The organism is Methanolobus halotolerans (assembly GCF_004745425.1).
In the GTDB taxonomy this organism is placed as follows: Archaea; Halobacteriota; Methanosarcinia; order Methanosarcinales; family Methanosarcinaceae; genus Methanolobus; species Methanolobus halotolerans.
The window spans coordinates 1-13,041 of record NZ_PGGK01000012.1; the positions used below are offsets into that span (position 1 = coordinate 1).

At 43.0% G+C, this 13,041-nt stretch carries 14 protein-coding genes; 3 read left to right on the forward strand and 11 right to left on the reverse strand.

What is annotated here, in order from left to right:
* Positions 1–485: RNA-guided endonuclease TnpB family protein (locus tag CUN85_RS10140; protein WP_205804425.1), on the forward strand; the 485-nt coding region annotated here is incomplete at its 5' end.
* Positions 486–728: 243 nt separating this feature from the next.
* On the opposite strand, the gene CUN85_RS10145 is transcribed toward CUN85_RS10140, so the two are convergent.
* The 7 genes from CUN85_RS10145 to CUN85_RS10170 all read right to left on the reverse strand — a co-directional run bounded on the left by CUN85_RS10145 (position 729) and on the right by CUN85_RS10170 (position 8,398).
* Positions 729–2,066, reverse strand: coding sequence for an RNA-guided endonuclease InsQ/TnpB family protein (locus CUN85_RS10145; RefSeq protein ID WP_135390212.1), 1,338 nt, complete (start codon positions 2,064–2,066; stop codon positions 729–731).
* A 151-nt stretch (positions 2,067–2,217) separates the two neighbouring features.
* The gene (locus CUN85_RS10150) at positions 2,218–3,477 is read right to left on the reverse strand and encodes an ATP-binding protein (protein WP_135390213.1); all 1,260 of its coding nucleotides are present in this window, start codon (positions 3,475–3,477) and stop codon (positions 2,218–2,220) included.
* Between the two features lie 172 nt (positions 3,478–3,649).
* A complete protein-coding gene (locus CUN85_RS10155) occupies positions 3,650–6,544 on the reverse strand; it encodes a TOTE conflict system archaeo-eukaryotic primase domain-containing protein (protein ID WP_135390214.1) in 2,895 nt (964 codons plus the stop codon).
* 64 nt (positions 6,545–6,608) lie between these two features.
* The gene (locus CUN85_RS10160; protein WP_135390215.1) at positions 6,609–7,583 is read right to left on the reverse strand and encodes an ATP-binding protein; all 975 of its coding nucleotides are present in this window, start codon (positions 7,581–7,583) and stop codon (positions 6,609–6,611) included.
* 82 nt (positions 7,584–7,665) lie between these two features.
* The gene (locus CUN85_RS10165; protein WP_135390216.1) at positions 7,666–7,896 is read right to left on the reverse strand and encodes a hypothetical protein; all 231 of its coding nucleotides are present in this window, start codon (positions 7,894–7,896) and stop codon (positions 7,666–7,668) included.
* On the reverse strand, positions 7,896–8,063 hold the full coding sequence (locus tag CUN85_RS13015; protein ID WP_167848856.1) for a hypothetical protein: 168 nt from the start codon (positions 8,061–8,063) through the stop codon (positions 7,896–7,898). Before CUN85_RS13015 ends, CUN85_RS10165 begins: the two co-directional genes overlap by 1 nt.
* On the reverse strand, positions 8,060–8,398 hold the full coding sequence (locus CUN85_RS10170) for a hypothetical protein (protein WP_135390217.1): 339 nt from the start codon (positions 8,396–8,398) through the stop codon (positions 8,060–8,062). The genes CUN85_RS13015 and CUN85_RS10170 overlap by 4 nt, the downstream gene beginning before the upstream one ends.
* A gap of 140 nt (positions 8,399–8,538) precedes the next feature.
* On the opposite strand from CUN85_RS10170, the gene CUN85_RS10175 reads away from it, so the two are divergent.
* Positions 8,539–8,760: a hypothetical protein gene (locus CUN85_RS10175; RefSeq protein WP_135390218.1), complete on the forward strand. Its 222-nt coding sequence runs from the start codon at positions 8,539–8,541 to the stop codon at positions 8,758–8,760.
* On the opposite strand, the gene CUN85_RS10180 is transcribed toward CUN85_RS10175, so the two are convergent.
* The 4 genes from CUN85_RS10180 to CUN85_RS10195 all read right to left on the reverse strand — a co-directional run bounded on the left by CUN85_RS10180 (position 8,751) and on the right by CUN85_RS10195 (position 11,466).
* Positions 8,751–8,951: a hypothetical protein gene (locus CUN85_RS10180; protein ID WP_135390219.1), complete on the reverse strand. Its 201-nt coding sequence runs from the start codon at positions 8,949–8,951 to the stop codon at positions 8,751–8,753. The genes CUN85_RS10175 and CUN85_RS10180 overlap by 10 nt on opposite strands.
* A 126-nt stretch (positions 8,952–9,077) precedes the next feature.
* Positions 9,078–10,094 carry an isocitrate/isopropylmalate family dehydrogenase gene (locus CUN85_RS10185; RefSeq protein ID WP_135390220.1) on the reverse strand — a complete coding sequence of 339 codons (1,017 nt, stop codon included), beginning with the start codon at positions 10,092–10,094 and terminating at the stop codon, positions 9,078–9,080.
* Positions 10,095–10,098: 4 nt separating this feature from the next.
* Positions 10,099–10,962 (reverse strand): DUF7714 family protein, encoded by an 864-nt coding sequence (locus CUN85_RS10190; RefSeq protein WP_135390221.1) that lies wholly within the window; start codon positions 10,960–10,962, stop codon positions 10,099–10,101.
* Between the two features lie 9 nt (positions 10,963–10,971).
* Complete coding sequence (locus tag CUN85_RS10195) at positions 10,972–11,466, reverse strand: 3-isopropylmalate dehydratase small subunit (protein WP_135390222.1); 495 nt, start codon at positions 11,464–11,466, stop codon at positions 10,972–10,974.
* A 290-nt stretch (positions 11,467–11,756) separates the two neighbouring features.
* On the opposite strand from CUN85_RS10195, the gene CUN85_RS10200 reads away from it, so the two are divergent.
* Complete coding sequence (locus CUN85_RS10200; RefSeq protein ID WP_135390223.1) at positions 11,757–12,920, forward strand: RNA-guided endonuclease InsQ/TnpB family protein; 1,164 nt, start codon at positions 11,757–11,759, stop codon at positions 12,918–12,920.
* Positions 12,921–13,041 lie beyond the last annotated feature (121 nt).

Sequence of the window (13,041 nt, forward strand, 5' to 3'; positions counted from 1 at the left end):
AACTAAAAAACCGTGAAAGTAGAATTGTCCGTGATATTAACCACAAAATCAGCAAGAAAATAGTGGATAATGCCTATGAAAATGGCTACGGAATCAAGCTCGAAGAACTCAAAGGTATCCGTAATAACAAGAACCAAGTAAAGTCATTCCGTTATTCCTTGAATAGTTGGTCTTTCTATCAACTTCAAATGATGATAGAATACAAAGCCAAACTACTTGGAGTTCCTATCGCTTATATCGACCCTGCATATACTTCTCAATCATGTAGCAGATGTGGTCATATAGGGAACAGAAATGGCAAAAACTTCCAGTGTCCTTCTTGTGGACACGTTGAACATGCGGATGTTAATGCTGCTTTCAATATCGCATTATCTCCAAACATAGTTCGATTTGTTACAGAAAGTGATGTAGCAAAGGGGAATACTGGCATCCCCAAAGCGGCAATGGTTAGAAAGCAATCAACCGTAGAACTCCACGCACTTTAGTCGTGGGAGTGTGTCAGTTTACAGTTGTACTCTTGTGTACAATTGTATGCAATTAATATTGCACAGATCATCTTTGTCTTGTCCTGATAAGAGCTGAGAGGTCCAGTTTCCGTATTCTTGTTGTTAAGCTTTAACAAAGCGCATACAAGAGGGGATACACGGCTCTGGTTATTGTTCTCTCGTGAACTACTCCTCCCTGCCTGCTAACGCAGTCGAGGGAGGAGCTTCTTACGAGTATCTACATCATTTTAGTATCATTCCCTTTGGAATGATCCCAATCCATAGACCTGTTTGTCGCAGTTTACCAACGAGATGTTGATAGCTCGTCCACAGAGCATTATGTTCGTAATACCTCAACAGAATGTTCACTGAACTGTTGTAATCCCTATCGAGAATGTTTCCACAGATCGGACATATATATGTTCGCACATCAAGTCCAATGTCCTGTCTACTTTTGCAAACACAGCAATCTTTTGAAGTATATGATTCATCAATTCTTGTTACTCTCTTACCCAGCCTTTCGGCTTTATAGGTCAAGAATTGAGCAAATCTTCCCATATGTCCAGAGTTATGGGTACCTCTGTTCTGACTTCGTTCTTTCCTACTTGATCTAGGCTTCTTCGAAGCCATTTGTTTTATATCAAGTTTACCCATGATGATATCATTGACATCGTTATTTTCAACGATATGCCTGGTTATCTTGTGTTGATTATCTTTTAACTGGTTAGATGATTTTCTCTTCATCCTGACCAGATTTGCATTCAATCGTGTCCATTTCCTGCTATGTTTACGGCAATGGTCACGTTTTGACTGAATGGACTGGATCTTAGGCTCCCAGTACTTATCAGGACGACGATTCACCAATTCTGTGAATTTGCCATCTGAATCAACCATTGCTTGTTTACCAACACCAATATCAATGGCCAGGTACGAACCAACATGATTGTATCTAACTATAGGCACTTCGTAGGTAATTGATATATAGAAATCCTTGTTGTCTTTTTGATACAGATTAACCTGTTTGATACCAGTAGCATCCTTGAGTATTTGGTTGCTGAACACATCAACAGGTAGCTCAAACTTCAAAGGTATCCTCGATGGATGTTTATGTGAAAAATTAATGTAGATTTTATCCTGGTCCGAATATACCGCACCGGGCGTATGAATACAGGTATCCATGGATTTACTTATGATAACATTATCATCTGAATCGGATATCTCAAATCCAGACTGATTGAATATCATCGTGGTAAAATACTGTTTACCTTTGAACTTAGGTGTTCTTGCTCTGATGTCCTTGTTCTTTCGCAAATTGAAAAAAGATTTGTAATCATTGTCAAGACACTTAAGGGCTCCCTGTAATACTTTGGAATATACCCAATTATATTCAGGAAATCTTTGTTTAAGATTAGGTAGATCATCCTGTTGTTTTCGGTAACTGATTTTAATTTTGTTTTTATATGCATCCTTACGTTCACTTAATCCAAAATTATATACAAGCCTGCATTTTTCAGACAGGTCCCACATAACAGGTTCCTGTTCTGGAGTAGGCTGTATTTTGACTGGTAAGGTTAACTGCATATGATATACCTATTTTATATAACGTACACAATATATTTAAAAGTTGGTATCTGATACTGTTTGCATATGACCTAGAACGCTTTCATCCCCCACCTGTCGCTCCGCTCCGAGGAGGGGGACTTCCCGCTCTAAAAGTTAAATATCAGATCATCTACTCAAGCAACCATTTCCAGATAGGCATCACAATTATTTTCCGACCACCCTTTTCGAACACATCTTCAGTGTCTTCCGTGAGTATAAGACCTTCCTGAAGTTTGTATCTGTCCATGGCTTCCATAAGACCCCCAACCTCTCTTCTTTCATTAGACTCCTGTAATATCTGAGTCACCTGAATTGCCTTTGTGATACTTTGCTTTTCCATTATTATGAAATCACATTCGTTCTTACCTGCATGATAATAAACATCATGTTCTCTGTTCTTCAGCTCAAGGAATACTATGTTCTCAAGCATTTTGCCGATATCCCTTGAAAATTTGAATGCAAGGATGTTCATAAGACCTGTATCGATCACGTAGACCTTCTTCTTTGAGTACATCTGCTTTTTAAGAGAATAGTCAAAAGCATTTATGGTAAATATCAGGTAAGAGTTCTCCAGATGATCAATATAATTCTTTACTGTGGTCTGACTACCAATATTGAGAACATTTTTCAGTCGATTATAACTTATCTCAGTTGCGGGATTGGTTATGATATAATTTGCAAGCGACCTTATTGCAGCCTCATCCTTTATTCCATACCTTACGATAATATCCTTATATAGAATATTATCATAAAGATTTCTTATTATATCCTTGTTCCTGTAAATATGGTATTCGGGAATTCCACCATTTTCAAGGTACTGAACAAACTCTTTTTTTATCCTTGCTCTTTCCTCGGTAAGATAGAACTCCTTCCCTGTCTCAATACCCTGCGATGCTATCAGCTCTTTGAATGAGAACGGATAAAGCTCAAATTTCACATGTCTTCCCGTAAGTTTTGTTCCAAGTTCCCTGCTCATCAATGAAGAATTAGACCCTGTGATATAGAACTTGAAACCACGGTCATACATTCGCCTTACAAATGCTTCCCAATTAGATATGTTCTGTATCTCATCAAAGAAGAATATCCTGCTCTCCTTTGATACTTCCAGAAATGATTCGTAAAGGGTATTAAAGTCACTAACATTAAAGTCAAGCAGTCTTTCATCCTCAAAGTTCATATAATATACACTTTCTTCCGGATAATACTGCTTTTTTATTTCCTTTAGAAGAGTACTTTTTCCAGCCCTTCTAAGACCAGTAATAAGCACAATGTGGGGGATCTTGGACAAACTATCTATCTTTTCGATCTTCTGACGTCTTATTATCGGCTTTTCCCTTTCAAATTCATGTTTTTGTTCTACTATAAGTTCCTTCATCTGTCTCGTATCCATGAATAGTATTTAACAATAAAAACATATATAACTTTTCATTACAAATGGAGATTTTATGCATTAAATATCCACCAATATTGGAGATTTTGCGCAAAATACCTCTATTGGAAATAGAAACTATGTCAACTACCACCTTACTCATAGGGTGTTGTTCACGATACCGGAGTGGAGGTCATTGTACTCCCTTGCAATCGAACCTATCGCAACTCTCGCAGTTTAAATACTGGGGACATCTTTCAAGCAGGGTCTGTTGGGGCCAGACATTGTACTCTTTTTCGATGACCTTGTTGACATGGTACTCTGCTTTGTCGTATCTAAAATCAGCTTGGCCTCTGAACATATCGATGAGCTGTTGCTTATCTTTCATACCAAAATTGTAGAACTCCCGAACAATAGCCACTCTCATCTTATTGCCCTGCTCCCCGGACAACTCCTTTTCAAGGGCTGCCAGGATGCATGGTCTGACACCTTTGAGCTTTATGTTAAAGGGTTTTGCAGATCTGCTCCTGTTCTTTCTGACCTTTGGGATCTCGATATCTGAGATATCATAGACGCCAATGTTCATTGTTTCACCTTCCCATCCATGAATATACGAGAATACGTTGTGTTTTCTGTGCAACGCAAAAGGCAGCTTCACAAGGTTGCCATACTGGTTCTTCCTGTTCCATGTCCTCTGTTTAGGGTTCACCTCGCCATCAAAACCTGCCTCCTTGGCAATTGCATTGGCAAAGTAGTAGGCCTTCTCAACCTCCACCTCCTTTATGAGCAACCATACATGGTACGAATGAGGAGAACCGGAGGACTCTACCAGGTACTTTAGCTGCATACGGTCCATGAAGGATGTCAGGTTCTGCAGGTCATCCTCGGCCTTTATCTCCTTTTGGATAGCATCCTCTTCTGTATCATCGTTTTTCCTATGGGCATCAATATCAAAACATATCCACTTGCAAGTACCGTTTTCACTCGTTGAATACGCTCCGATTGTAACTTTGCCTTTGAGATGGTTCTGGATCAAGGTCTTTGTCACAGGTGCTGATATCCTGAAATAGCTGCCACCAATTCCCTGCTCAGCAAAGGTGTCATGGCGGTTTATCAGGTAACCTTGTAGAAGCTGGAACTTCAAAACATTGTAAAAAATGGTAACTTTTTGCCAGATCTCCCCTATAATATAATTAATAGGGGAGTTCTGGCAATGTTTTGCCATCCTTTCGGTTTTGACAAAATCATTTTTAAATGTCTTATGTGAATTAGCAAGCTCAAGCATTGTCTTAAAATCACGACACTGTGTAACCTTCGGCGACGTTATCACCTGTCTGTCCACACGGACCTTAACAGATCTTCTACGATGATCATCTCCCTGGACAAGTTCTATAGTTCTCCCAAATCCCCACGTGACAACGTTAGCACATTGCTCCAGACTACAACCCAATGCGAACACAAGGCTTGGAACAATACCTGCAGGATCCTTGGCCCTGGACCACGCCTGCCAGGTGTCACAGTGCATGGCCTCCTCTCGCAGGATAAGAGATTCTTCCTTTGTGTTGCATATGGCATCAAAGGAATTACTCGGTTTATCAGCGACCCCCACAGCGATCATGACCCTGGCATCAGAGGAGACCCCCATCATTTCAGGAGCCTTGTAATAGGTCACACGGTGTGGATGGCCGAAAGCCTCCAGATCCTTCTCAAGCTCCATAGCCTCAGCTATGCTAAGTGTAATGATGGTGCAGTCGTCGTCCCCGTACAGATCGAGCAGGGTGCTTATTCTGTCCAATATCTCTCCTTTTTTGTTGTAGCGGGAGTTCCTGCCAATAGATCCATACTTCTTCGAGTCCGCAAGGATAAGCATCTTCGAGTTGGTTTCCATGGGGTCTCCTCCCGTCCCGAAGGTAATGTCATGTGAACGCGTCTTGCCCATGAAATACTGGTCGTAGTCATGGCTGCAGATGGTGGCCGACGTTAATAGTGTGCGTTTGGCTTTATTTTGGATGCTCATGATAAAGGATCTGAGCATGTCAGTGAAGAGCCGGTCCACCGCAACCATCATTATCTTGATGGCTCCCCGGTCACGGGTGCCGTGTATCACGACCTGCTCACTTGTGACAATGTTCATTATCCTGTACAGAGCAAGCACGTCGGGCATGGACAGCTTGTATTCTTTCCTGGCGATTGTGAGCTTGATTATGTCGCTATACACTGCCATAATGAACTTTGTGCTGCTCTCGCCTCCCATGTCACAATAGCAATTCTTGAGGGTCTTGCTCAGCTTGTGCCGGTAATAGTTGTCATCTGCAGCATTATTGTACGTCTGCATCACAGCATTCTGAACGTCTGCCTCGTCCAGCAGCATCCTAAAGGCAACGAGCACTTTGCGTATATGTTCGAAATCGTTCATCAGTGACATGTACTGAGCAGTGTCCAACCATCGATTGCCCTTTCTGGCATCACTGTAGATAGCTATGCCTGTGGACCTTCCGTACTGGATCTCGTGGACCTCATCGAAAACAGCATTGTGAATACGGGATATGTTCTGCAGCACTTGCTCGGCCGTGGTGTTTGGTCTGCTATTTGCTGCCATCATCAAAGCTACCAGCTTCTGATAGGTCAGTGCGATACCATCACATGTTCTGTGTTCGTGAAGTATACGCGTAACAGGACAGGAATAATAGTTCTCACATCCAGGACAACTATCTGCAAGAGGCAGTATCGGCAGACTTCTCAGGTCTGGATATCGCTCACATAGCTCCTGGTTCTTCAGGCATGCATGGTTGGAAGGGATTCGGATGATATTGCATGCATCCCTGTCAGAGTATTTGATGGAGTCCTCTGTAACGGTCTTGTCAGCAATCTTATTAGTCGGGACAACGACTAAAAACCGTTCCTCCCGGTTCAGGGATTCGGCTATTAACGCTGTCGTACAACCGGCACGTGTGGTCTTATGCACCATATACGGTCCTTCCTGATATGCGTTCAGCAGATTGTATGCTGTTGCAATGCGCTTGTCCTGATTTGTGCGGGGAATGACAAGAGGGGGCTGGAAGCGCGATGTCCGGGTGGTGCTTGACATCGGATTCTAGCTCCTTTCATATCCTGTTTAGTTCTTTCTTAACCCACCCTCTATCATGTTAGGCTCAACCCTGCAGCTCCACTCCATTGCTGCTGATCTTCATGTCTGCGATCTTGGTTCTGTGGCCTACTGATCTACTCCTGAATGCGCTGATGCGGATATTGGTGTAAGCAGGCTTGCGGTCCACGATCTCTGTTTTCCAGATCTCCTTGGCAGCGAACTGGCTCTTGTCGCCGAATGGTCGGAGGATATGGTTCGGTGCCTTGTTGAACTCAGACTCTGGCTGGTTGGTGACAAGCACTATACCATTGTTCTTATATGCCCAGCTCTTCAGATCACCAAAAATAGCTATGAGCTTTAACAGAGCGTCTCCTTTTTGTTTGACACTAAGCCTTGCATATGATGTCAGGATAGGAAAGCCGATGGAATCAACAATGATCACGTCCACTGCAGGAAGCTTCTGGCATATGGAATCTATCTCATCGATAATAGGCGTGTATTTGTACTCACATCCTTTCAGACCTGCAATGTCTGTTTCAGTGAGATTCCTCTCGGTGTCGAGATAGAACACCTTCTTTCCAGATGCAATGACCTCCTTTGCAACGGCCATGGCAAACTTTGATTTACCACTGCCAGTGTCTCCGAACACCTCGAGTACATCGTTTCCGACATAGCCGTGGATGAGGTCTAGTAAAGCGTTATTTTCATAAGAGCTGGGTGCATTGTCTTCATTGGTGGGCTCTTGCGGACAATCCTCTCTGCTTTGGTCGGCTAAGGTTTCGTCTTTTGGAGCTTCACCACTTTGCTCTTCAATACTTTCTGCAAGGGTCTTAAGCTCCATGAGAACAGGATCTGCATGTGCGTCATACTCTCGATGGTCTTTTACCCATTTGAAGACCTCGTTCTTCTTGAAGTCCACACCCCAGAATATGGAGTCGCCCGGGTCTTCACTGGCCTTTTTCCAGACATCGGTGTTACCGATCGTGTTATATCCCAATGTTTCAAGGATAGGTACGAGTCTGTCTTTTTCAATCTTCATTTTCTTACCTCAATGCAATTTATATTACCCTTCACACTGTTTTGCACCATATGGAGCATTTGATCACAATACCAGATCACCATCACTGAGCACCTCTTTTGAGGATATCATGAATTGCGATCATTACCTCCTCGATACCCCTGGAAATGTCGGCATGTATCAGCTCTTTGATCTCATCCCCGCTCTCAAGCCTCCTGCATATGCTGATCTGTGCATTCGGCTTGATGTTACCCTTGGAATCAACCTCTGCACCAACCTTTGTAAAGATCTCATAGGCTTGGGTGTAAGCTATACGCGTTTCTGTATCGCTCATCAAACATTTCCCCCGGGATTTCCTGGTAAGACCTTTTCATTACATTCAGGGCAGTAGATGGCTTGGATCCTGTATTGCCAATCAATATTGAACATGTACCCGCAACCGTCACATACACACTCGGCCACTATACTGCCCTCTACAAGAGCCATGTTGTTGATGGTCATAATGTAGCCTCCCTAGCATTGGATTCGATCATCCTCTTGAGATCCTCAGCATAGTATTGGACCATCTTCTCAGGGGTTATTGATCTGGTGAACTGATGCCCACAAACACATCTCCAGTTTGATCGCGCACCAAGGGACTTTGTGACATGTGCCTCGATGCATTTTGCACCCAGGCGTTGACAGACCGGACATATTGTGATCTGGTCTATCGTAAGCTCGCAGAAGTCCATAGCATGATTATATCTGCTTTTTCGATGCCCTTCACTTAGCCAGTAGCGGTCCTTTGTGGATCCTATCGGTCGGCCTTTGTATCCTCCACTTTTAGCTATTCCCATGTTTCAAACCTCTTACTAACAATTACATTACAATTGCTAGTACAAACTGTAAGCATATATAAATTGTCATTGCATAGTATTTGTATAACAATTGTTAGAACAACGTATATATCACAATAGTTTTACAATAGTAATGTAATATGGCAGAAAAAATTAAGAGAAAGAAGAACACGATCTGTGCGACCGTGAGCCCTTATACGAAGAGACAGGTCGATGCTTTGGTCGAGGCCGGGGACTTTTCCAGTATGTCCGATCTTGTGAACGTGGCATTAACGGAGTTCCTTGTTAAATATGAAAGTCTCAAGAAAAAGGAAGCTGCTCCCAAGGACGTGCCTACTTGTATAGAGCATGTCTATGAATAGGCTTTTTTTGGGCTTGGTGAAAACGGTGGGTGAACTACATCTCGGCTAAAGACCGAGACGCTTCCTGCTTCATTCCTTCCTCTTTTAAGGACAAGTCCACAGGCTCTTACCGCTGATGTCCTGGAAACAGTTGATGTCTTGTTCTCGATGAATTCTTTGTTCAGGAAATCTCTATGAAGAACAATCTTCATCCAACCAATTTTAACAGGAATAACAGAAACGCGAAGACACTAAGGTGCAGAGTTAACGTTTCTTGCACCTTTGCGTCTTAAATGGAATATAATACTCGAATAATTAAGGGACATATCCCGGTCAGCTCAATCGGTTCCGTAAGTGTTTTTGAATTTGATTCTGATGTGGTCTACAATGGATTCAGCCACTTCCTCTGTAGTGAAGCTTCCACCAAGATCAGGTGTTTTAATTCCCCGGTTGAGTGTGGATTCTAGGGCCTCTTCAATAAGTGCTGCCTCTGTCATATTACCATGCCATTCAAGGAGCATCTTCAGGCTCAGGATGGCTGCTATGGGATTTGCGAGATCTTCTCCTGCAATGTCCGGTGCGCTCCCATGAACCGGTTCGAAGAACGCATGTCCTGCACCGATGTTTGCACTCGGGAGAAGCCCGAGACCACCCACAAGTGCTCCTGACATGTCGCTCAGGATATCCCCAAAAAGGTTCGTTGTGACTATCACGTCGTACTTTTCAGGGGAGACCATTAACTTATAGGCCATGGAATCCACAAGTTCGTCACCGTATTCAACCTCATGTGCGGCTGCGGTGCTGCGGCATACATCAAGGAAGAGCTTGTCCGATTTCATAACATTGGATTTGTGGACGATGGTCAGTTTGTTCTGCCTGCTCTTTGCAAGTTTGCAGGCATATTCTGCTATCCTTTGCGATCCTTTTCTGGTAACGACCCTCTTCGTATATGAAGCGTCCTCTCCTATCTCTTCGATCCCTGAATAGAGCCCTTCCGTATTCTCACGTACTATGACAAAATTGAAATCGTTCCTGCCAAGGATGCCGTTCACGCAGGGCAAAGGCTTGATGGGGCGTATGTTGGCATACATGTCGAGTTCCTTTCTTATGGTCAGCAGCACACTTTTGTAATCAGGGTCTGGTGGGGTCGTCACAGCTCCGAAGAGAATGCAGTCACAGCTTTTCAGGATATCGATGTCCTGATCGGTAATGGCCGAACCTGTCCTTTCCCATTTACCGTAACCCAGCTCTACGGGAATCTTCTCAACATCCATCCTCAGGGCATCCAGCACTTTGACCGCCGCGGGAATTACTTCCTTTCCTATACCGTCTCCTTCTATTATTGCGAGTTTCATATATTCACCTGTGAGCTGTCCTTTCCCGCAGTTCCTTTACAAGTTCCCATATAGTATTTGCGACATAGAATTCCGATGCTCCCCAGTGGACCACAGCGCCCTTAATGCCGTTGATCGTCACTATCCCTGATTTCTCCGAGCGGCAGCACCTGGTGATAAAGGGCTTCGCTGGCTTGAACACATCAGATTTGAATGGACAGATGTTGATAAATGAATATTCCAGATCAGGAAACCTTGATTCGAAAAGTTCTCTGGATATCTCGCATCCTACAAGCAGTGACCCATCCTCTTTTATCACATCGCAGTCAAGACACTTTCCTTTCAATCCCGAGGATGAACATGGAAAGACCGTATTCTCCCCTTCGAACTGCCGAAGGTCTGTGAGGTTCTCTGAGAATCTGATCGTCAGATCCCCGAACATCCCGCTTTCTTCAAGTCTTCTTAATACACTTGCAAGCCAGGAGGGTTCGGGAGGCACCACATCGACTATCTCTATATCAAGTATATCGTTAAGATCCGGTTTGTGCACAAAGGTCACATGTTTATCTATACCTGTGAATATCACAGTGTTGACTTTCCCTTCACACAGCTTATGCGCGGTTTCAATCAGAAGTGTCCGGTCCTTGATATTGAGTTCTTTATCATACCGGATTATCTCTTCACCGGATGCTAGCTTTTCAAGGTTGGCTATATCTCTTAAGAGCTGTTCTCCGGTATTTTGCACACTGTATAAGGAATAGCCAGTCTCACCTTCCACTATGTCCTCTACAATAAGATATTTAGTAAGAAAATAGATTCGTCTGTCATCAGCATCTTCCGGAATGGCTCTGTTCATTCCTACGTACTTATACTCGTCAGGAAAGATCATGTATCTAAGTTAAATGTTCTCTTGCTTCTGCAACTTTTTCCTGTGTGCCACAAGCCCGCCGTCGGTAAGTATTTCCAGCAGGAAGTCCGGTAACTTATTTCCTTGGCAGGTCTGTCCGTTGACCTCAACGGTGCCCTCAAGAAGGTCTATCTCAACTTCGTCCCCTTCCTGGCATTCCACATCCGCCTCAATCAGGGGAAGGCCGACGTTTATGGCATTCCTGAAGAATATCCTGGCAAAGTACTTCGCGACAACGCAGGAAACCCCTGCGTGCTTGAGTGCCAGGGGCGCCTGCTCCCTGGATGATCCGCATCCGAAGTTGTCCCCTGCGACAATGATATCTCCTTTTTGCACCTTTTGCGGGAAATCCGGATCAACGCCTTCCATGGCATGATCGGCAAACACCTGCATATCCGTTGTGCGGAGGTACTTGCCGGGTATTATTACATCCGTGTCAATGTCGTTACCGAATACCCATGCTTTTCCCTTGATGATCCTTTCCATCTTATCACTTTGACATAGGTTCGATATAATGCTATTTCTAGATAGCGGAGAATCTGCAATCTGCCAGAAGGACTAAAGGCACCATGGAGTCTCCCTGGCCTTTGCATTCATGTATTGGTTCAACAACTAGAGCAGGAGTCCCCCTCCTCGGAGCGTAGCGACAGGTTGGGGAGGAATGCGTCCACCCATCCAACATTTAGGTATTTATAACATAAAAACCATTATTCTAATAACGATTTCCTCCAAAAAAGGCAAACAAGATATTAAATTATCTGAAAGAAGATTGTTGCATGATACTTACTAAAACTGTTATTCTGAAAATAGAAAATCCAGATAACAATCTGGTGGAAACCATGCAAAGATATTCTGAAGGTATGAATCATGCTTCTTCTGTTGTTTTCCATTATGGAAAAACAATTGGTTCTTACAAGCTACAACAAATTGTTTATGGATATCTGAGAGAAACAATCGGTCTGAAATCCCAGATGAGTTGTAATATCCCAAGACAAGTAGCAGGATGCTACAAAACCCTGAAAGAACAGATCAAAGAAGGAAAAGTAAACTGGAAGGAAATAACATTCAGTCCTTATTCGATGACACTTTCTTATAAAAGAGATTTCAGTATCAGTCAAGATTCAGTTGCTATTACAACAATCAACAATGGGAGGAAATCATACAAAATACAAAACTATGATAATGCACAGCAATACTTCGATGGGACATGGAAATTCACAGCATCAAAAGTTCTAAGACATAAAGATGGTAATCATTATTTCCATCTATCCATTGAAAAAGATGTTCCGGAAAAAGAACTGGAAGAAACATCCAATTATATGGGTGTTGATCTGGGAATGAATTATCTTGCTGTTGCATCGACCACTGAAAAGAAATGTAACTTCTTTGCAGGAGGTCATATCAAGGATATCAGGAATCAATACAAGTCAATGCGAACACGTTTACAATCGAAGGGAACTTTATCGGCAAAAAGGATGATCAAACACCTTTCTGATAAAGAGAAACGTCTTATGCGAGATGTAAATCATGTTGTCTCTAAACAAATAATAAAATTCGCTATTGAGAACAATGTTTCCATAATCGGATTAGAGGACCTGAAAGGTATCCGTGAGAACAGAGTAAGGAAAACTCGTAGAAACAATCGATATCATCATAGTAGTTGGGCATACAGACAACTGCAGGATTTCATCGAGTACAAAGCAATAGAAGCAGGGATCAAAATCCAATTTGTTGACCCTGCTCATACTTCGCAGGAATGCAACCAATGTAACCATGTTGCCAAGAACAACAGGAACAGGTTGAACTTTGCCTGTAAGAAATGTGGATATGAGAACAACGCAGACCTAAATGCTGCTATGAATATCGAAAAAAGAACACGAGATATTGGGTATACCTCGTTATCTCAGGGGTGCCTGTCAGCCACCCAGACGAATGCTTGAACAAGACATTCAAGCTCCATCCTCGACAGCCGAAAGCTGGCAGGGTGGAGTAGTTGACTAGGTCTGGATACTGCACAACAGGAATTAACAAAACTAAATAATAAAAAAAAGGATGTGCCAA

Excerpts from the sequence above, each read along its gene's own strand:
- CUN85_RS10145 (WP_135390212.1), bottom strand. The coding sequence starts at position 2,066 with ATGCAGTTAACCTTACCAGTCAAAATACAGCCTACTCCAGAACAGGAA.
- CUN85_RS10150 (WP_135390213.1), bottom strand. The coding sequence starts at position 3,477 with ATGGATACGAGACAGATGAAGGAACTTATAGTAGAACAAAAACATGAA.
- CUN85_RS10155 (WP_135390214.1), bottom strand. The coding sequence starts at position 6,544 with ATGTCAAGCACCACCCGGACATCGCGCTTCCAGCCCCCTCTTGTCATT.
- CUN85_RS10160 (WP_135390215.1), bottom strand. The coding sequence starts at position 7,583 with ATGAAGATTGAAAAAGACAGACTCGTACCTATCCTTGAAACATTGGGA.
- CUN85_RS10165 (WP_135390216.1), bottom strand. The coding sequence starts at position 7,896 with ATGAGCGATACAGAAACGCGTATAGCTTACACCCAAGCCTATGAGATC.
- CUN85_RS13015 (WP_167848856.1), bottom strand. The coding sequence starts at position 8,063 with ATGACCATCAACAACATGGCTCTTGTAGAGGGCAGTATAGTGGCCGAG.
- CUN85_RS10170 (WP_135390217.1), bottom strand. The coding sequence starts at position 8,398 with ATGGGAATAGCTAAAAGTGGAGGATACAAAGGCCGACCGATAGGATCC.
- CUN85_RS10175 (WP_135390218.1), top strand. The coding sequence starts at position 8,539 with ATGGCAGAAAAAATTAAGAGAAAGAAGAACACGATCTGTGCGACCGTG.
- CUN85_RS10180 (WP_135390219.1), bottom strand. The coding sequence starts at position 8,951 with ATGAAGATTGTTCTTCATAGAGATTTCCTGAACAAAGAATTCATCGAG.
- CUN85_RS10185 (WP_135390220.1), bottom strand. The coding sequence starts at position 10,094 with ATGAAACTCGCAATAATAGAAGGAGACGGTATAGGAAAGGAAGTAATT.
- CUN85_RS10190 (WP_135390221.1), bottom strand. The coding sequence starts at position 10,962 with ATGATCTTTCCTGACGAGTATAAGTACGTAGGAATGAACAGAGCCATT.
- CUN85_RS10195 (WP_135390222.1), bottom strand. The coding sequence starts at position 11,466 with ATGGAAAGGATCATCAAGGGAAAAGCATGGGTATTCGGTAACGACATT.
- CUN85_RS10200 (WP_135390223.1), top strand. The coding sequence starts at position 11,757 with ATGATACTTACTAAAACTGTTATTCTGAAAATAGAAAATCCAGATAAC.